18 protein-coding genes are annotated in these 20,634 nt (G+C 34.5%); 15 read left to right on the top strand and 3 right to left on the bottom strand.

Features of this window, described 5'->3' with window-relative positions:
* Positions 1 to 86 precede the first annotated feature (86 nt).
* Positions 87 to 848 carry a CPBP family intramembrane glutamic endopeptidase gene (locus CD036_RS11665; RefSeq protein ID WP_002510023.1) on the bottom strand — a complete coding sequence of 254 codons (762 nt, stop codon included), beginning with the start codon at positions 846 to 848 and terminating at the stop codon, positions 87 to 89.
* A 197-nt stretch (positions 849 to 1,045) separates the two neighbouring features.
* Between CD036_RS11665 and CD036_RS11660 the strand changes: the two genes are divergently transcribed.
* Positions 1,046 to 2,629, top strand: a complete 1,584-nt coding sequence (locus tag CD036_RS11660) for an FMN-binding glutamate synthase family protein (RefSeq protein ID WP_002510022.1) — start codon at positions 1,046 to 1,048, stop codon at positions 2,627 to 2,629.
* A 70-nt stretch (positions 2,630 to 2,699) separates the two neighbouring features.
* Here the strand turns inward: CD036_RS11660 and CD036_RS11655 are convergent, their stop codons facing one another.
* The gene (locus CD036_RS11655) at positions 2,700 to 3,215 is read right to left on the bottom strand and encodes a thioredoxin domain-containing protein (RefSeq protein WP_002510021.1); all 516 of its coding nucleotides are present in this window, start codon (positions 3,213 to 3,215) and stop codon (positions 2,700 to 2,702) included.
* A 159-nt stretch (positions 3,216 to 3,374) separates the two neighbouring features.
* Between CD036_RS11655 and CD036_RS11650 the strand changes: the two genes are divergently transcribed.
* Positions 3,375 to 4,448: a M42 family metallopeptidase gene (locus CD036_RS11650; RefSeq protein ID WP_002510020.1), complete on the top strand. Its 1,074-nt coding sequence runs from the start codon at positions 3,375 to 3,377 to the stop codon at positions 4,446 to 4,448.
* Between the two features lie 137 nt (positions 4,449 to 4,585).
* On the opposite strand, the gene CD036_RS11645 is transcribed toward CD036_RS11650, so the two are convergent.
* Positions 4,586 to 6,028, bottom strand: a complete 1,443-nt coding sequence (locus CD036_RS11645) for a M20 family metallopeptidase (protein WP_103388739.1) — start codon at positions 6,026 to 6,028, stop codon at positions 4,586 to 4,588.
* A 137-nt stretch (positions 6,029 to 6,165) separates the two neighbouring features.
* Between CD036_RS11645 and CD036_RS11640 the strand changes: the two genes are divergently transcribed.
* The 13 genes from CD036_RS11640 to hisIE all read left to right on the top strand — a co-directional run bounded on the left by CD036_RS11640 (position 6,166) and on the right by hisIE (position 20,153).
* Positions 6,166 to 7,704: an AbgT family transporter gene (locus CD036_RS11640; protein ID WP_103388738.1), complete on the top strand. Its 1,539-nt coding sequence runs from the start codon at positions 6,166 to 6,168 to the stop codon at positions 7,702 to 7,704.
* A 119-nt stretch (positions 7,705 to 7,823) separates the two neighbouring features.
* Positions 7,824 to 9,350: an exopolyphosphatase gene (gene ppx, locus CD036_RS11635; RefSeq protein WP_103388737.1), complete on the top strand. Its 1,527-nt coding sequence runs from the start codon at positions 7,824 to 7,826 to the stop codon at positions 9,348 to 9,350.
* A 67-nt stretch (positions 9,351 to 9,417) separates the two neighbouring features.
* Entirely contained in the window at positions 9,418 to 11,577 is a 2,160-nt protein-coding gene (locus tag CD036_RS11630; protein ID WP_002510016.1) for an RNA degradosome polyphosphate kinase, read from the top strand.
* A gap of 140 nt (positions 11,578 to 11,717) precedes the next feature.
* Positions 11,718 to 13,019 (top strand): D-serine ammonia-lyase, encoded by a 1,302-nt coding sequence (gene dsdA / locus CD036_RS11625; RefSeq protein WP_021459757.1) that lies wholly within the window; start codon positions 11,718 to 11,720, stop codon positions 13,017 to 13,019.
* Positions 13,020 to 13,240: 221 nt separating this feature from the next.
* Positions 13,241 to 14,059, top strand: coding sequence for an ATP phosphoribosyltransferase regulatory subunit (locus tag CD036_RS11620; RefSeq protein ID WP_002510013.1), 819 nt, complete (start codon positions 13,241 to 13,243; stop codon positions 14,057 to 14,059).
* An 18-nt stretch (positions 14,060 to 14,077) separates the two neighbouring features.
* Positions 14,078 to 14,695: an ATP phosphoribosyltransferase gene (hisG, locus tag CD036_RS11615; protein WP_002510012.1), complete on the top strand. Its 618-nt coding sequence runs from the start codon at positions 14,078 to 14,080 to the stop codon at positions 14,693 to 14,695.
* Entirely contained in the window at positions 14,685 to 15,947 is a 1,263-nt protein-coding gene (hisD, locus tag CD036_RS11610; RefSeq protein ID WP_031266806.1) for a histidinol dehydrogenase, read from the top strand. Before hisG ends, hisD begins: the two co-directional genes overlap by 11 nt.
* Positions 15,940 to 16,944 (top strand): pyridoxal phosphate-dependent aminotransferase, encoded by a 1,005-nt coding sequence (locus CD036_RS11605; protein WP_002510010.1) that lies wholly within the window; start codon positions 15,940 to 15,942, stop codon positions 16,942 to 16,944. The genes hisD and CD036_RS11605 overlap by 8 nt, the downstream gene beginning before the upstream one ends.
* Positions 16,922 to 17,500, top strand: coding sequence for an imidazoleglycerol-phosphate dehydratase HisB (gene hisB / locus CD036_RS11600; protein ID WP_002510009.1), 579 nt, complete (start codon positions 16,922 to 16,924; stop codon positions 17,498 to 17,500). The genes CD036_RS11605 and hisB overlap by 23 nt, the downstream gene beginning before the upstream one ends.
* A complete protein-coding gene (gene hisH / locus CD036_RS11595; RefSeq protein WP_002510008.1) occupies positions 17,497 to 18,093 on the top strand; it encodes an imidazole glycerol phosphate synthase subunit HisH in 597 nt (198 codons plus the stop codon). The genes hisB and hisH overlap by 4 nt, the downstream gene beginning before the upstream one ends.
* Positions 18,068 to 18,772, top strand: a complete 705-nt coding sequence (gene hisA, locus CD036_RS11590) for a 1-(5-phosphoribosyl)-5-((5-phosphoribosylamino)methylideneamino)imidazole-4-carboxamide isomerase (RefSeq protein WP_002510007.1) — start codon at positions 18,068 to 18,070, stop codon at positions 18,770 to 18,772. Before hisH ends, hisA begins: the two co-directional genes overlap by 26 nt.
* Complete coding sequence (hisF, locus tag CD036_RS11585) at positions 18,769 to 19,527, top strand: imidazole glycerol phosphate synthase subunit HisF (RefSeq protein WP_002510006.1); 759 nt, start codon at positions 18,769 to 18,771, stop codon at positions 19,525 to 19,527. Before hisA ends, hisF begins: the two co-directional genes overlap by 4 nt.
* Complete coding sequence (hisIE, locus tag CD036_RS11580; protein WP_103388736.1) at positions 19,524 to 20,153, top strand: bifunctional phosphoribosyl-AMP cyclohydrolase/phosphoribosyl-ATP diphosphatase HisIE; 630 nt, start codon at positions 19,524 to 19,526, stop codon at positions 20,151 to 20,153. Before hisF ends, hisIE begins: the two co-directional genes overlap by 4 nt.
* The last annotated feature ends 481 nt before the right edge of the window (positions 20,154 to 20,634 follow it).

Here is a 20,634-nt window from a genome sequence, read left to right as displayed (position 1 = left end):
CTCTATGTTCAATGCAATATAAATATAGTTAAATTATTTAAATGAACCATTTAACCTACAGTTAGTTTATATCGCTAATAATATTATTATAACGTTACCACAATTAAGATAAATGCAACCAAATTATTCAACATATGGAATGTTACCGCAGCAGCAAGATTTTTGCCTGTTATTAAATACACAAAAACGATTGAACCACCAAGAATTAAATAACTGCCGATTTCAAAGGGTGATTGTGCACCTGTCATATGTAAGCAACCAAACACCACTATCGAAATAATAGTCATTAAAGTATAAGTGAACTTTTTCCCGAGTTCATGAATCAACAAATGGCGAAATAACATTTCCTCTACGAACGGGGTCAAAATAACAATATCAATAAATAGTAACGGTAACAGCCAAGGATTATCAAATAATGACAGCAATTCCATTTGGTTCTGTGTTTCACTATATTGTAACGATTCAGGTAAAAATGTCGTTAACCATTCATATATATAGATTAAAATTGTACTGGCAATATAAGTACTTACAAATAACATAGTATATGGTTTTAATTGTCGAAATCGCTGGAGAGCAATATTGATAATTTGATGTTTACGATGCATTAAATAAAAAATATATAACAATATAACAGAGCTTAAAATAGAACTTATAATATAAATAGGATGCTCTAACTCTATAAAATCAACATTAAATTGAGTCACTAAATAAACTAACAATAATACTAAAATATTCGTCGCAATTAGATAAATAGGAATTAACCAAAAATCTCTTTTTACTAAATTTGAACGTTGCCAATAATTGTCTGCTTCGTTATGTATTGTGTTCTGTGAAGTCTTTGAGGACATGGTTTACCATTCCTTTCAAAATTTATATCTTAAATATATCATGCCTCCAATTTATAATATATAGATGTGATTCTATTACTTTCAAAAATAATCATATCTCATTTTTAATTGCAAAAATTCTTTTTTCTTCACAACACTTCCAAATTGTAATAATACGAATTTGTTGTAATATAGAACATAATAAGGGGGGATTTAAAATGACAGTCTTAACAGTTCTACAATTAATCGTCAATGTCATCATAGTGGTATTTTTAATTGGTGGCCTCGTTTTGGGGGCGGTGCTACTATTTAAAGATAAACGACAAAAACAACATAGTGTACTCCGAAATTATCCATTATTAGCACGTATTCGTTACTTTTTTGAAAAAATTGGTCCTGAAATGCGCCAATATCTGTTTTTGGAAGATACTGAAGGGAAACCTTTTTCACGCAATGATTTCATCAATATTGTAGTGGCAGGTAAATATAATTCTCGTATGGCAAGCTTTGGTACACAAGAAGATTATAAAGAAGGCTTTTACATTCAAAATACGATGTTTCCACTTCAAACTTCAGAACTTAATATCGATCAGTCATCTATGATTTCTACATTTATCTACCATATAGATAATGAACGACTTTTTAATCGCGATGAACATCGTGAAGAAACCAACATTGATCCTTATTTTTTAACTGATGACGACGCCATTGTGTTAGGTGCTCAATTAGCACACCCATTCACACTCAAACGCTTAGTAGGTCAATCTGGAATGAGTTATGGAGCTTTAGGCCAACGAGCAATAACTGCACTATCTAAAGGATTAGGTCAAGCAGGCACTTGGATGAACACTGGTGAAGGTGGCTTATCAACATATCATCTTAAAGGTGGCGGAGATATTATTTTCCAAATAGGGCCAGGACTTTTCGGTGTACGTGATGCGGAGGGTAACTTTGATGAAGAAGAATTCAAACGTTTAGCACAATCAGCTGAAGTTAAAGCTTTTGAAATTAAATTAGCCCAAGGAGCTAAAACACGTGGAGGTCATATGGCAGGCAATAAAGTAACTGAAGAAATTGCTGAAATCCGTAACGTAACACCTTGGAAAACTATTAATTCACCCAACCGCTTCACATACATTAATAATCCCAATGACTTACTAGAATGGGTTAGCAATTTGCAACAAATTGGACAAAAACCTGTAGGCTTTAAAATAGTAATAAGTAAAGTTAAAGAAGTCGAAACACTTATTCAGACAATGATTCGCACCAATCAATTTCCTGATTTTATAACAATTGACGGAGGTGAAGGTGGCACAGGTGCTACCTTCCAAGAACTGGAAGATGGTGTAGGTCTTCCGTTGTTCACAGCCTTACCAATACTATCAGGACTATTAGAAAAGTACGATATACGAGATCGTGTAAAAATCTTTGCTTCTGGTAAACTGATTACACCAGACAAGATTGCAATTGCGCTCGCACTTGGAGCCGATTTAGTCAATATCGCACGAGGAATGATGATTAGTGTCGGCTGTATTATGAGCCAACAATGTCATATGAATACTTGTCCTGTTGGCGTTGCTACTACAGATGAAAAAAAAGAACGGGCTTTAATCATCGAAGAAAAGAAATTCCGAGTAACCAATTATGTGACTAGTCTACATGAGGGTTTGTTTAATATTGCTGCAGCTGTTGGTGTGTCAAGCCCTACTCAAATTAGCAAAGAACATATTATTATGAAGCAACATAATGGTGACCTGCAATCCATTCACGACTACAAATTAAAGCTTATCGAACACCAATGATAACTAAAGAGGTTGCAACAATTATAAAGTTGCAACCTCTTTAGTTATTTATTAACTTATAACCACTATTTTACAATCCAGTAGTTAGTTGTTCACTTAATTTTTCAACGATTGTCACTTCATCATCTTCTAAGGGATTAAAAACAAATTTCTCTCCATCAATAAATACTGTTGGTATGCCTGTTATTCCTCGTTCAAATGCTTCTGCAGTTATAGCTAATGAACGTTCGTCTGCTGCTTTATTAAGTGCTAAGTTGAATTCATCTTCCATTTTACGTTCAATTGCACTAAAACTTGTTTTCCAACTTTCTTGTGTTTCATATAAATGATGAATTAATTGATAAGTTCTAGAAACATCCTCATAATCTAAATAAAAATTAGCGATTGTTCCTTTTAACAAACCTTGTTTTGTTTTATCAAAATGTTTAATTACATGTTTTACTTTACCTTGCTCAATTAATGGCGTTAAATAACTATCCGCTGCTTTAAAATAATTTTTACAATATGGACAAGCAAAGTTAATAAATGATTCTACTGTAACAGGTGCATTACTTTTACCTAAAGTTAAATGTTGTACGTCTGACACGATTATTCCCCCTTCTTATAATTACTACTATTGAAACATAAATTATCTCTAATTACACAAATTTAGTCTTACTACTTTACTAAGAATTCATATAAATAGCGTTTCTTAGCACAAATGCTAAAATATAAATAACACTTATTTTATTTTGGAGGTTAATATATGAAAAATTCAGTCGAACTATTAAAAACATTAACTGATGTAGATGGTATTGCAGGACATGAAATGACAGTTAAATCTTTGATGCATGATTATTTAAGTCCTATTAGTGACGAAATTGTCGAAGATAACTTAGGTGGCATTTTCGGGAAAAAGCAAGCTGTTAATGGTAGCAAGTCTTTAATGGTTGCCGGTCATTTAGATGAAATTGGCTTTGTTGTAACTAAAATCGATGAAAATGGTTACTTAAAATTCACTCCGATTGGTGGTTGGTGGAACCAAGTCATGTTATCTCAGAAAGTAACAATAACGACTGACGAAGGTAAAAAAATACGTGGTATTATTGGTTCTAAACCGCCTCATGTACTGTCTCCAGAAGAACGTAAAAAGACGGTTGATATTAAAGAAATGTTTATTGACATTGGTGTGAAAAGTAAGAAAGAAGCTGAGCAATTTGGTATTGAGCTCGGTAATATGGTAACACCATATAGTGAATTTGAAACATTAGCTAATAATAAATACTTAACAGCAAAAGCATTTGATAATCGTTATGGTTGTGCACTTGCAATTGATGTACTAGACAACTTAAAAAATGAACAAATTGATATTGATTTATACGCAGGTGCCAATGTTCAAGAAGAAGTTGGCTTACGTGGTGCAAAAGTTGCAGCTAATACGATTAAACCTGATTTAGCCATTGCAGTCGATGTTGCTGTTGCCTATGATACACCAGGGTTATCCCAACTTAGTGAAACTGCATTAGGCGAAGGTCCAGTCGTTATTATCATGGATGCGAGTAACGTTGGCCATGTTGGTTTGACTAAACATATTAAACAAATCGCTAAAAAGCATAATATTAGTATTCAATTAGATTCTACTCCTGGTGGCGGAACTGATGCTGGTAGCATACATGTAGCAAATGAAGGAATTCCAACAGTAGCTATTGGTGTCGCTTTACGTTATATGCATTCTAATGTCTCTGTTTTAAATACAGATGATTATAAAAATTCAGTAGCATTAGTAACTGAAATCGTTAAATCTTTAAATGATGACACAGTAGAACAAATCATTTGGTAATTATTTTATAGGTAAAAAGCTTGGACACTACACATGTTCCAAGCTTTTTTATCTGTGATATATTTTTAATTTTCCCTACAATTACATTAAAATTAAGAACACTACAATGCTATAACACCGTTTACTCTAATTCTCTCTTATTCCATGTTATGTACAGGAGGTTTAACCTCTTCAGGTAATGGGCTTTGATACTGATCGCGTCCTATTTCGCGATCAAATTCTTGTTCGATATCCTTTAATTTTTCTGGATGTTCTAATACATAAATCGCACTTCGAGCTAATACACGTGCTGCACGTGACATCCCTTTTTGTGCCACCGTACTTTTGCCTTGTGCAACCATTTGCCACGTATGTAACTGTGTCCCTATAGCTGCAGTTGCGGTTGTTACTTGTGCAGTTGGAACGTTCCAACTAACATCTGCCACATCTGTAGAACCATACATTATTTTTGTTGTAGGTTCATATGGATGAATGACATCACTTAAATTTTTCCCTTCAACTAAATGTTGATCTTGTAACACTCCAAAGCTCTCATACGTTTTAACAGCAGTTTGTTGCTCTTCCTCACTTAAAGTTTCCCAAAGTGCTTGTGCAAAAGTTTGTTCTTCAGATGTATAACTAATCTGTCGTTCTTTATCTAATTCATCAAATACCACTTGCTCTAAAGTTTGATTAGGTACATATTCTGAAACTGCAGACATTAGCTCTGAGGACATAGTTGTCCCAGTCATTAACGCTGCGCCTTGTGCAATTTTATCGACACGTTTATAAATTTCACGTGCATCTTCTATTTTCGGTGCCCTGATTAAATATACTACTTCAGCTTCAGCTTGCACAACATTAGGAGAGACACCTCCTGTATCCGTAATAGCATAATGAATGCGTGCATCCTGGATAAGGTGTTCACGTAAATAGTTTCCACCTACATTCATCAGTTCTACAGCATCTAATGCACTTCTACCGATATGTGGCGCACTTGCTGCATGCGCACTTTTTCCTTTAAATTTATACTTAACTTGGAAATTAGCTAGTGAGCGTAATGCCATAATTGCATTAAAAGGTGTAGGATGCCAAGTTAAAGCTAAATCTAAGTCATCAAACATCCCCGCTCTCGCTAAAAAACCTTTGCCCGATCCGCCTTCTTCAGCTGGACAACCAATTATTTTTACAGTTCCAGGAAGTTTATACTTCTCAAGATAAGCTTGTACTGCGAGTGCAGCACCGATAGCACCTGTCCCTAATAAATTATGACCACACCCATGGCCAGCTTTATTGTGCTCCACTGGTTTGTTATAGGTAATGTTTGCTACTTGGCTTAATGAAAGTAATGCATCATACTCTGCTAACAATCCAATTACTGGACCTTTATTGCCAAAAGTAGCTGAAAAAGCAGTTGGAATATTGGCTATGCCCTGCTCAATATCAAAACCTTGTTGCTCTAAATAGTTACATATCTCAGCACTCGAGTCGTATTCTTCATATAATGTTTCTGGGTGATCCCATATAAAATCGCTTAGCATTTGCAAATCTTGCGCTTTATCTTCAATTATTTGTTGTACAAATAGTTCATAATCTTTCATTATTAATTCCCACCGCCTTTGTCCACTACATAATAACATGATTCTTTTCTAAAAATACAATTTTTCAGAATATTTATGTTTTTTTCATCTTAGCTTTGTTATAATTTCGAATAAGCTCAAACGTGGAGGGATTTGCAATGAAAAAGCAAAACAAACCGAAAGTTTCATTTGTACATAAAGCTTTAAACGGCGTAGAAGTCGTTGGAAATCGTTTGCCTGATCCTAGCATTTTATTTTTTCTAATGTGCGTAGGTTTGGCCGTTATAACTTGGGTAGTCTCACTCTTTCAAGTAAGTGTGAAACATCCAGGTACAGGTGATGCTGTCGCCATTAAAAGCATTATTAGTAAAGATGGCATCACAATGATTTTTAATGATGCTATACAAAATTTTTCTGAGTTCCCTGCTTTAGGTCTAGTACTGTCCGTAATGTTAGGTATAGGTATTGCTGAAAAGACAGGTTACTTTGATAAATTAATGATTCAAGTAGTACAAAAAGCACCAAAGAAATTTATCGTTCCCTGTATTATTATTATTGGTATCTTAGGTAATGCTGCTGGTGATGCTGCTCCTATTGTCTTACCACCACTGACTGCCATAGTATTTATTAAATTAGGCTATCACCCGATAGCAGGATTGGCTATGGCATATGCAGCTGCTTTAGGTGGTTTTTCAGCTAACTTTTTAATAGGTATGTCAGATGCGCTACTATACGCATTTACCAAACCAGCTACCAATATTGTATCTGATAGTATCCAAACTAATGTCGCAATGAATTGGTATTTTATCGCTGCTAGTGTCGTAGTTTTACTACCTGCTGTGTATTGGGTCACAATGAAAATAGTTATACCTCGACTTGGGACTTATGACGCCAGTGATACAGATATTACTAGCGAGGATTCTGATACAACAATTAGTCCAAAAGAAAAGCGCGCTGTATTTTGGGCGAATATTAGTTTTGTAGCTGTAATCGTCTTAATCGTTGTAACTGCAATACCTCAAAATAGTTTTTTACGTAACGCCAAAACAGGCAGCTTATTAAATGATGCCCCTATTATTAATGGCGTAGGACTACTTATTTTAATTCTCTTTTTAGTACCAGGATTAGTATATGGCATTATGACCCAAAAATTAGCGAATTCAAAAGATTTAGGCAAGATGTTAGCAGACTCTATGTCTTCCATGGGATCATTTATTGTTATTGTCTTTTTTGCCGCACAACTACTAGCATTTTTAGAATGGAGTAATTTAGGTATTATTGTTGCAGTTAAAGGTGCAGCATTACTCCAAGGACAAAATGGTATTGTGCTTATTATAGGTATTATTTTGCTGAGCTCAATTATAAATTTACTTATAGGCAGTGCTTCAGCTAAATGGGGTATTTTAGCACCTATTTTTATACCGATGTTAGTGCTTGTAGGATTTCATCCAGCATTTACGCAAATGTTATATCGCATAGGTGATTCTATTACTAATCCTATAACACCAATGATGCCTTACTTACCATTACTTTTGTCTTACGCACAAAAATATGATCCGAAAATGAAACTGGGTTCTTTACTCTCTAGTTTAATGCCCTATTCAATCGTATTAGGCATTGTGTGGCCACTCTTCATGATAATATGGTTCTTATTAGGCTGGCCATTAGGTCCTGGGGGTCCTATCTTCAGCAAATAAAATGACATTACTATTTCAGTCAATTTTTGACAATTAAATTGCCACAAATATATTTGAATCGTGTATGATAGGGTAAATAAAAAAAACACGACTTAACAATATACACCTAGGAGGCAAATATGAAACGCATAGGTTTAATCGATATTGGATCAAATACCATTCGCTTAGTGATATTTGAATTCGATAAAAAGACTGGTTTAGATGAAGTACTTAATATAAAAACACCTGCACGTTTAAGTCAGTATTTGACTAATGATTTAACGATGACACAAGAAGGTATTGAAGTATTAACTACAACTTTGAGTAGTTTTAAACGTGTCTCAGATAAATTTGCAACAGACGAACTACACCCTATTGCTACAGCAGCAATTAGACAATCGACTAATCGAGATGACATTATCAAACATATTGAACAACAACTTAATATAACAATGCGTATTATCCCTGAAGAGAGTGAAGCTTTTTATGGTTATTATGCAATCACACATACGACAAATATTTCAGATGGTATCTCTGTCGATATCGGTGGCGGTTCTACAGAAGTAACATTATTTAAAGATAAACAGCTAAAAGCTGCCCACAGTTTCCCATTTGGTGTAGTGACGCTGACTAAAAAATTTTTCAGTGACAAACCGCACAATGATAAACATGCTATAAAAGATATGGAAAAGTTTCTAATTAAGCAATTTAGTCAATTAGACTGGCTTAATGATGCTCAAGTAGCTCTTGTAGGTGTTGGTGGGTCTGCACGTAATGTCGCGCGTATTCATCAATCTGCACACGACTACCCTATAGGGGGTGTCCACAACTATTCTATGAGTGCTAAAGATGTTGAAGAAGTATTTTCGCTAATCAAAAAATCATCACGCGATGAATTAAAAGATGTAGATGGTTTGAGTGGTGACCGAATAGATATCATTTTACCGGCTGTTGCAGTATTTAAAAATTTATTCACTAAAATCAATGCCACCCAATTTACTTTTTCACGTAAAGGGTTACGTGAAGGCTATGTGATGCATTTAATTAGCGAGCAATTTCCTGATCAGTTCAACAAAGAAAATATTCGCCAAGATGCGCTATATCATTTGGCTAATGAATATAAAATAGAAGAAAAAAGTGCGAAACAGCGTGTTAAGCTTGCCTTATCTTTACTCAATCAATTGATAGAAACAAAACATTTAGACATTAGTAAGACAGATAAACGATTATTTGCGGAAGGATCTTATTTGTATTATTTAGGGAGCTTTATAAATGCTGATTCAAGTTCTCCACATACCTATTATATTATTGCTAATTCTATGATTGAAGGTTTTACACATCAAGAACGTGTCAAACTTGCTTTACTTGCAAGTTTCAAAAACAAATCATTAATGAAATTTTACAGTCATGAAACAAAATGGCTAGTACAAGACGAATTAGATACTATCCAGTCATTAGGTGGCATCATCAAATTTATTAACGCATTGAATATCTCTCAAACAAATGTCGTCGATCGTATTTATCTAAAGAAAGAAAAAGGCGATTACACACTTTACGTATTTTATGAGGGAGAACCTGTTGCTGAAGAATATCAAGCTAATCGACAAAAGAAGCATATCGAAAAGATATTAAAGGACAAACTTTCTATTAACTTTACACGCGCTTAATATTTATATGATAAGTTAAAATAAGATTATTATGCAATTTAGACTATAACGAGGTGTAGCGAGTATTATGCAAAATTATTTAAGATCCAAAGATTTGAATTTACCACAATATTATAATAATAGAGAGCTAAGTTGGTTGGATTTTAACTTTCGTGTTTTGCAAGAAGCAGAAGATAAAAATAACCCTCTGTTAGAGCAACTCAATTTTATATCAATTTTCAGTTCTAATTTAGACGAATTCTTTATGGTTCGTGTAGCTGGTTTACAAGATCAATATAAGATGGGGTACGATAAGCCTGAAAACAAAGCCCAATTAACGCCAAAACAACAACTTGAACAAATTAAAATTAAAAATAAACACTACGTCAATTTACAATATAAACGCTATAATGAATTAGTTGATGAATTAAAACAATACAAAGTCGAAATTGTTGAGCCTGAATGTTTAAACGATGATTTGTTAGCTGACTTAGAACAAGAGTTCAAATTAAGCATCTTACCCACATTAACACCATTAGGTATTGATGCCTATCATCCATTTCCAAAATTAAATAATAAAAGTTTAAATATTTTTGTTGATATCGATACTGAAGATGCTATTAATTCAGCCATTGTGCAAATACCATCTTTAATACCTAGATTCACCACTTTAAATGATGGTGATAAACAGTATGTAGTTATGATTGAAGACATAATAACGTACTTTATAAATTACCTCTTCACTGGTTTTGAAGTATTAAACACCTTTACTTTTAGAATTACTAGAAATGCAGACTTAACTATTCACGAAGATGGTGCTGAAGATTTATTAATCGAAATTGAACGTTTCTTAAAAGAACGTAAAAGTGGTTCGTCTGTACGTCTTGAAGTAGATGGAAGAACAACTACTTACGAAGATATTCAATGGTTAATAAATCAATTGGAAGTAGACGATGATCATATTTACTTTGTTGATGGACCATTAGATTTAACTTTGTTATTTGGTTTAGTAGATCACTTATCAAATAAACTAAAACATTTAAAATATCCAAAATATTCACCTCAAATACCACAATCATTAGGAAACAATGATATTTTTGAATTATCGTTAAAACGTGATATCTTTTTCCATCATCCGTATGAAACATTTGAGCCGATTGTAGATTTTGTACGCGAAGCGGCAAACGATCCAAATACCATAGCAATCAAACAAACACTCTATAGAGTTAGTAAAGATTCTCCTATAATTCAAAGCTTAAAAGATGCTGCAGAAAAAGGAAAACAAGTGACTGTGTTAGTCGAATTAAAAGCACGTTTCGATGAAGAAAACAATGTACATTGGGCACGTGAATTAGAAGATGCAGGCTGTCACGTAATTTATGGTATGACTTATTTAAAAACCCATAGTAAGATTTCCCTTGTCGTTAAGCGTATCGGCAATGAGTTAACTTCCTTTGTCCATCTTGGCACAGGTAATTATAATGATAAAACAGCAAAAATATATACAGATATGGGTCTTATTACTACTGACAATGCTATCGTTGAAGATGGTATTAATTTCTTTAATTATTTAAGTGGTTACTCAATCAAACCTAAATATAATAAATTGATTGTAGCTCCTTATGATATTCGCGATGAATTTATTGCGCGTATCGATAATGAAATTATACAACATAAACAATATGGCAACGGTAAAATCATGATGAAAATGAACTCATTAACTGATAAAGATATTATCTTAAAATTATTTGAAGCTTCTCGTGCCGGTGTTACTGTCAAGCTCATCATTAGAGGAATTTGTTGCTTGAAACCTGGAATCCCTGGTATAAGTGACAATATTGAAGTCGTAAGTATTGTCGGCCGTTTCTTAGAACACTCACGTATTTACTATTTCCATAATAATGGCGAGGACAATATCTATCTATCATCAGCGGATGCCATGACTCGAAATATGATAAAACGTGTAGAAATCCTTTTCCCTGTAGAAGATAAAGAGATTAGCCAACGTTTAATAAATTATTTAAATTTACAGTTATCAGATAATCAAAAAGGTCGTTATCAAGATGCAGCCGGCAATTATCACTACATTCAAAATAATTTGTCACCATTAAACTCTCAAGCGTACTTAATGCAAGAAGCAATAGAATATGGCAACTCATTAACAGCTTTCAAAACGCAAAACTATGCCACACCAGTCACATCTAAACGTGGATGGTTTTCAAAATTTAAAAATAGCTTTAAAAGATAAATAATATAAATATTAAAGAGTTAACTCTCACTTACATAAAGTGTGGTTGACTCTTTTTTTGGCACATCTTCTCGTCCACTAAGCACTGTCACTTTTGATATAATAAAATTACTATCAAGCTTAGTAACGGAGGTTAATATATGACTATTTATTCCAATCTTGTAACACACTATCCAGAACTCCAATCTTTAAAAGATTATAGACCTATATTGTGGCTAAATCCGAACTACGGAATGACGACACCACAGCAATTTTCACTTAGTGATATAGAAGCGGCACAACAACGATTACGCCGTTTCAGCTCATATATTCAAACAGTATTTCCAGAAACAAGCGAAGCTGATGGTTTAATTGAATCCCCATTAATGGAAATCCCTAATATGCAAAGCGCGCTTGAACATCACTTTCACACTGCTATTCCGGGTTCATTATTTTTAAAATGTGATCACGCATTACCTATTTCAGGTTCAATTAAAGCGCGCGGTGGAATTTACGAAGTATTAAAATTTGCGGAAACAATTGCTCAACAAAAAGGTGGCCTGTCGTTAGAAGATGATTATAGTATTTTATCTTCCCCCTATTATCAACAGTTATTCTCACAATACACCATAGCAGTAGGATCTACAGGTAACTTAGGCCTTAGTATTGGCATTATGAGTGCAAAATTAGGCTTCAATGTCAATGTGCACATGTCTAATGAAGCGCGTGAATGGAAAAAAGCGCGTTTACGTTCTCTGGGAGTTAATGTTATTGAACATACATCAGACTATCAGGTAGCTGTTGCAAACGGACGCAAAGCTGCTGCTGATGATCCTACATGCCATTTCGTTGATGATGAAGGTTCTACAGATTTATTTTTGGGATATAGTGTAGCTGCACTACGTTTAAAGACTCAACTAGATGCACAAAATATTAAGGTAGATGCAACACATCCATTGTTCGTTTATCTTCCTTGTGGTGTAGGTGGTGGTCCTGGAGGTGTTGCTTATGGCCTCAAAACTGTTTTTGGTGAGCATGTTCATTGTTTATTTGCAGAACCAACTCACGCACCTTGTATGACATTAGGTATGATAACAAAACTTCATGATCAAATTGTCGTTACCGATATAGGCATCGATGGTAAAACGTCGGCTGATGGTTTAGCAGTCTCGCGTCCTTCTAAACTCGTTGGTGAAGTCATGATGCCAATATTATTAGGATGTGCTACCGTTACAGATGACATGATGTACAAATATTTATACTTATTAAATAAAAATGAACACATTCAAGTCGAACCTTCTGCAACTGCTGGTTTTGCAGGTATAATTCCAACTTTACAACAATCACAACAATTTAACTTTGAAAATGCTACACATATAGTTTGGTCTACGGGTGGTAATATGGTCCCTGCAACTGATATGTCTGAGTATATTCAACATGGTGCTAACTTAATGTCACATTAAATATAAGTTTTAACTTATCAAAAACTGTATGAACAATTTGTTTAAAGTTCAAATGTGATGGAGATATTTACTGTTACTTACAGAATTTCTTCATCACTTTTTTAATTCAATAAATATTCAGAATATTTATTGAATTAAAAACATAGATATGTTAAAGTTTAACTTATCATTTAATCCTTTACTTCGGTAGAGAATAAAAGTAAATCGCAAAGGATGGTATTATGACAAATGCAACAACTTTAATCAGAAATAAAGAAAAAGAACTCGCATTTCTAAAACATTTTGAACAAGCAGATTATCAACTTGTGGACTTCAGTTTTATAGAATCATTAACGTGGCCTACATTAACACAAGATGATTTACAACAAATGACTGAACGAAGTTTTTGGCAACATAACCATCAGATTTTTGCGTTACGTAACGACTTTACAGATCAATTATTACGTTATTATAGCAATTATCCATCACCTAATAATAAAGTGGCATATTCTGGTCCTATTATTCGCGATAATATTGTTAATACACAATTAGGTATTGAACATTACAACCCTACTATTAATGATATGCAAAATGATTTTATAACCTTTTATGATTTTATTAAATCAACTTTACAAGATGATATTGAATTCGTCATTCTAGGTCACTATCAGTTAATAGATTTACTCTTAGCAGACAAAGAACAAAACGCTCAAATTTTGAAGTTAATACAAGAACGCAACATTTCTGAATTATCTCAGCAGTTAGGTACAGCACATCCAATCGTTCAATTATTAATGACAAAAACTACAGACCAACTTAAACTATTAACACAACTTTACACAGTAGATCATAGTACGATTCAAGCATTAACACGTTGGGAACAATTTTTTAAATCATTAGGTGTTACTGATATTCACCTAGATATCACACCTCAACCACCTCGTTCATATTATAAGGGCGCATTTATGACATGCACATTGCAACATAACAAAGCGCAACAATTGACCGGTGGTTATTATACAGGCGAATTAGAAGGTTTTGGATTAGGGTTTATTCTTTAAATTAAAGGAGAGAATATTATGCTTACCGTTGCACTCGCAAAAGGAAGATTATTAAAAAGTTTTATAAGTTATTTAGCAAATAAAAATGAACAAGCTATCGTGAATGCTTTAGAAAACCGTGAACGCCAATTATTAATTACGGTCAACGACATTCAATTTGTGTTAGTTAAAGGTAGCGATGTCCCTATTTATGTAGAACAAGGCGTTGCTGATGTAGGAATTGTAGGTAGCGATATTTTAGAAGAAGGCAATTACACTATTAATAATTTATTAGATTTACCATTTGGTGAATGTCACTTTTCATTAGCTGCTAAACCCGAAACAACTGAGTTTACTAAAGTCGCAACTTCTTATATGCAAACTGCACGTCAATATTTTGAAGCTCAAGGTATGGATGTAGAATTAGTTAAACTGTCTGGATCGATAGAACTTGCCTGTCTTGTTGATATGGTAGACGGTATTGTAGATATTGTGCAAACTGGTACTACATTAAAATCAAATGGACTTGTTGAAAAAGAGACTATTAAACCTATCAATGCCAAACTTATTACTAATAAACAAGCCTACTTTAAAAAATCAACAGAAATCGAAGGCTTAATCAAACGATTGGAGGTATCAGTCATTGATCTTAAATAAAGAAACATTTTTTAATACTTTATCAGAAACCGCTTCTTTGAATGAAGATTTATATTCGATAGTTAAAGACATTTGTGACAATGTCAAAAAACATGGCGACCGTGCTTTACTGCAATATAATAAACAATTTGATCATGTCGATAATCCAGAGCTCAAAATATCTAATGCAGAGATTGAGGCTGCCTATGCACGCATAGATGAGGATTTAAAGCGTGCTTTACAACAAAGTCATCAGCGCATCGAAGCATTCCAACAATCTATTAAATGGGAAGAACGTAAAGGCCAAGATGAATGTTATGAATTGTATCATCCTTTAGAGAGTGTTGGTATTTATGTACCGGGAGGCAAAGCAAGTTATCCATCTACTGTTTTAATGACAGCAACTTTAGCCAAAGTCGCTGGAGTCAAAAACATTGTAGTTGTTACACCTCCACAACAAGAAGGTATCCCTGATGTTGTTCTTGCTGCTTGTTATATTACTGGTGTAACTTCAGTATATCAAGTAGGAGGTGCGCAAAGTATCGCTGCTTTAACTTATGGTACAGCAACTATACCTCAAGTTGATAAAATTGTTGGTCCCGGAAATCAATTCGTAGCGTATGCTAAAAAATACTTATTCGGTAATGTTGGTATCGATCAAATTGCTGGTCCAAGTGAAATTGCCCTTATCATCGATGACACAGCAGATTTAGATGCAGTCACTTACGATGTCTTTGCACAAGCGGAACATGATGAATTAGCACGTACATTTGTTATTAGTGAAGATATTTCATTGTTGAAAAGACTAGAAGATAAAATCCAAGCGACACTTACTCAAATTGAACGCCAAGATATTGTTAAAGCAAGCTTAACGCAAAACCATTATTTAGTTGTGGCAAACGATTTTACTGAGGCATGCGATATCATGAATACAATTGCACCTGAACACGCTTCTATTCAAACACAAAATCCAGAAGAGTACTTACACCATGTTCGCTCTGTTGGCGCATTATTCTTAGGCCACTATTCACCTGAAGTGATTGGTGATTATGTGGCTGGACCGAGTCATGTCTTGCCAACAAATCAAAATGCTCGTTTCACTAATGGATTATCGGTCAATGATTTTTTAACACGCCATTCCGTAATCAACCTATCGCAAAAGACATTTAATGATATACAGCAAAGTGCAAAAACAATTGCACATACGGAACAGCTTTATAATCATGAACAATCTATTACTATTCGTACATCAAAGGAGTATGACAATGATTAGAATAAACAAAAATGAAAGTCCACTACGGCCGTTATCTGAAAGTCAACTGGCGACTATTATTAATGATTCTGCTTTTAACTTTTATCCTGATGCAGAATATGAACAATTCAAACGAGCTTATGCCGATTTTTATCACTTCCAAGCTGAACAAATTATCGCTGGTAATGGGTCAGATGAATTGATTCAAAAACTTATGCTAATTATGCCTGACGGGCCAGTGTTAACACTTAATCCAGACTTTTTTATGTACCAGGCATATGCTGCCCAAGTCAAACGCCCTATTCATTTTGTTGAAGCACAAGCTAATCTAACATTCGACTTAGACACAATCTTACAACGAATAGAAGAAGTACGACCTGCATTTTTTATTATGAGCAATCCGCACAACCCAACAGGTAAACAATACGATTCGGTATTTTTACAAGCTATTGCTGATAAAATGTATGCTATAGGTGGCTACTTTGTGATTGATGAAGCGTATCTGGATTTTGGCACTGCCTATAGCTTTGAGAAAGTAGATCATGTATTACAAATGCGTACACTATCAAAAGCATTTGGTTTGGCTGGCTTGCGCTTAGGCGTATTGATTAGTACAGCTTCAACGATTGCTAAAATCAAACAAATCGAACATCCATATCCATTAAATACAGTTACACTAAAAATAGCATTATATATGTTTGAACGCCCTGAGCAAACAAAACAGTTTATTAATCATCAACGCTATTTGGCACAACGGTTACGTGATATGTTAAATCAAGAAGTTTCACATTTGATGACTATTTTCTCATCTGCGACAAACTTTGTGTTAACACAAGGAGAAGCAGCTGAATCATTAGGACAATATATTTACCAACACGGTTTTTTACCACGTTTCTACGACGAAACTATAATGCAAGACTATGTACGCTATTCCATTGCTACAGATGAGCAATTAAATACTTTAGCGCAACTTATCAAAGACTGGAGGCAAGACTATGAACTATCAAAAAACGCGTAATACAGCTGAAACAAAATTAGAAATCACATTATCAGATGATAATGCACCTAGTAATATCAAAACAGGTGTTGGTTTTCTAGATCATATGCTGACTTTATTTTCATTTCACAGCAAACTTACGCTGAATATAGAAGCAAATGGTGATATTGAAGTAGATGATCACCATGTTACTGAAGACATCGGTATTGTACTCGGTCAATTGCTATTAGAAATGGTCAAAGACAAAACTACATTCCAACGTTATGCTGCGAGCTACGTGCCAATGGACGAAACACTTGCACGTACCGTAATTGATATTAGTGGTCGCCCTTATTTATCTTTTAATGCAACTTTAAGCAAGGAAAAAGTAGGCACTTTTGACACTGAGCTTGTAGAAGAGTTCTTTCGAGCATTTGTCATAAATGCTCGATTAACGACGCATATTGATTTAATTAGAGGTGGGAACACTCACCATGAAATTGAAGCAATTTTCAAATCATTTGCACGTGCATTAAAATCAGCACTGACAGCGAATGATTACCAAGGCATCCCGTCATCCAAGGGCGTGATTGAATGATCGCAATTATTGACTATGGCTTAGGCAATATCAAAAATATCCAACGTGCAGTTGAACATTTGGGTTACAATTCAATACTTACTGATCAACCTTCTGAAATTAGTCAAGCCGATGCGATTATTTTACCAGGCGTAGGTCATTTTCGAGATGCCATGCAAGCTATAGCATCTCGAAATTTAATAACTACATTACAACAAATTACTAATATTCCAGTTATTGGTATTTGCTTAGGTATGCAATTAATGTATGAGCATAGCGCTGAAGGTGATGTTGATGGTTTGAAATTAATTCCCGGTATAGTGACACCAATTAAGACCACCTACCCTGTACCACATTTGGGCTGGAATAACTTAAGTAGCTCTATACCTACATTAAATAAAGATGTTTATTTTGTGCACTCTTATCAAGCGGAGATGTCACCCTATGTAGTTGCATATGCTGATTACGGCACCCTAATACCTGCAATTGTTCAATATAAAAATTTTACCGGTATACAATTCCATCCTGAAAAAAGTGGTATGTATGGCCTTTCAATTTTAAACCAAGCACTTCAAGGAGGATTTTCAAATGATCAAACTTTGGCCAGCAATTGATTTAATCAATGCAACAAGCGTCAGACTAACAGAAGGTAAATATGATTCTGAGGAAAAAATGGCCAAAAGTGCCGAAGAAAGTATTAAGTTTTATAGTCAATTTGACTGTGTAGACCGTATTCATATTGTTGATTTAATTGGTGCTAAAGCACAATCAGCAATTGAACATGACTATATTCATACTTTAAGACAATTAACTGAAAAACCTATGGAAGTAGGCGGTGGCATCCGTACTGTAGATACAATTAACACATATTTTAATGATGGTATTGATTTTTGTATTGTGGGGACAAAGGCTATTCAAGATGTTGAATGGCTAATTGAAATAACACATACTTTCCCACATCGTATTTGCCTTTCCATCGATGCTTATAAACAAGCTATTAAGATTAATGGTTGGGAACAAGATGCACAACTGGACCTTTTTGAATTTTTGGAACAAATCAATGACTTGCCATTAGCAGGTATTATCTATACTGACATTTCCAAAGATGGACGAATGGCAGGACCAAATTTTGAAATAACAGGAAAGCTTGCCAGTCAAACTAACATACCTGTTATTGCATCGGGAGGCATTAGAAATCAAGATGACTTAACACAATTAGAACAGTTAGGCGTCGATGCTGCCATTGTAGGAAAAGCCGCACACAAACCAGAATTTTGGGAGGGCTTAAAATGATAAAAAAAAGAATCATTCCTTGTTTAGATGTTAAAGATGGACGTGTTGTAAAAGGTATTCAATTTAAAGGCTTACGCGATATTGGTAACCCTGTAGATTATGCACTCTATTATAATGATCAAGGTGCTGATGAATTAGTCTTTTTAGATATTTCACGAACAGAAGCAGGACATGATTTAGTATTAGATGTCATCCAAGAGACAGCCGCCAAACTTTTCATACCATTAACTGTTGGTGGTGGCATATCAACATTAGATGACATTTCTCAATTACTTAATCATGGTGCTGACAAAGTATCTCTAAATTCTAGTGCTTTAAAAAACCCACAATTTATCAAAGAAGCGAGTAATAAATTTGGTAGCCAATGTATTTGTATAGCGATTGATAGTAACTATGACTCTGAACTCGAAGACTATTATTGCTACACACATGGTGGTAAACAGCGCACTAACAAACGTGTATATGATTGGGTGCAAGAAGTTGAAGCTTTAGGTGCAGGAGAGTTATTGATTACAAGTATGACACATGACGGTATGAAACAAGGCTTTGATGTCACACATTTACATGAAATTGAACAACGCGTTAACATTCCAATTATCGCCTCAGGTGGTGGCGGCAAACCGAGTCATTTTGTTGATTTATTTAAACAAACAGATGTCTCTGCAGGGTTAGCTGCGAGTATATTACATGATAAAGAAACTACCGTAGATGAGATTAAAACATGTATGTCAGAAGGAGGTATTCCAGTACGATGACCCAACAACCAGATTTTAGTAAAGGGTTACTCCCAGTAATTTTACAAGATAGCACTACTAAGCAAGTATTAATGTTAGGTTATATGGATAAAGCTGCTTATGATAAAACCATCGCTGATCAAATTGTCTGTTTCTATTCACGTTCTAAAGAACGTTTATGGGTTAAAGGCGAAACATCTGGCCATACTCAAGAGGTTGTTTCAATGCATTTAGATTGTGATCAAGATACTTTATTAATTGAAGTCAAACCTAATGGACCAACTTGTCATACAGGCAGCCAAAGTTGTTTCAATACTACAGTACCATTTTATGTACAAAACCTAGCAGAAACAATTGTCGACAGTTTAAACTCTACTAAAAACAATTCATATACTAAATATTTATTAGCAGAAGGACTAGAAAAAATCACGAAAAAGTTTGGTGAAGAAGCATTTGAAGTAGTTATTGGTAGTATGAAACAAGATAAAAATGAAGTAACCAACGAAACTGCTGACTTACTTTATCATTTATTTGTCTTGTTGCAAGCTTTAGATATCGACTTTGCATCTGTGGAACAAGTACTTGCAGAACGCCATAAAAAGTCCAACAACTTTAAAGGAGAGCGTTCTGATATAGACAATTGGTAAGTTCAAGGGAGTGGGATAGAAATCTGATTTTGGAAAAATGATTTCGTTGTCCCACCCCGGCAAGGATGACTAGCTTTGAAACAAGCTTGGTTCGAAGCGCATTTTCAATGCAGTCAGCTACTGCCCCATATGAAAAGAGGTTTAGAATAAAATATGGAGTGGGATAGAAATCTGATTTTGGAAAAATGATTTCGTTGTCCCACCCCGGCAAGGATGACTAGCTTTGAAACAAGCTTGGTTCGAAGCGCATTTTCAAAGCTAGTCAGCTACTGCCTATATGAAAAGAGACTAGAACAAAGCAATGATGTTCTAGCCTCCATAACGTAAACAAATCCTTTGAATTAATTTGCGAAGGGTTTGTTTATTTTCTACTTATATAGTTTTGTCAAAATAATAGTGCTTTTTCGTATATTTACTTAGTAGGAGATAATGTCGACCTATCAAATCATCTGGTACATATAACCTATATCCTGTTGGCAGT

Source organism: Staphylococcus arlettae (genome assembly GCF_002902345.1).
Classification (GTDB): domain Bacteria; phylum Bacillota; class Bacilli; order Staphylococcales; family Staphylococcaceae; genus Staphylococcus; species Staphylococcus arlettae.
Note: the sequence above shows the minus strand (reverse complement) of the source record. Positions and strands in the feature narration are given on the sequence as shown.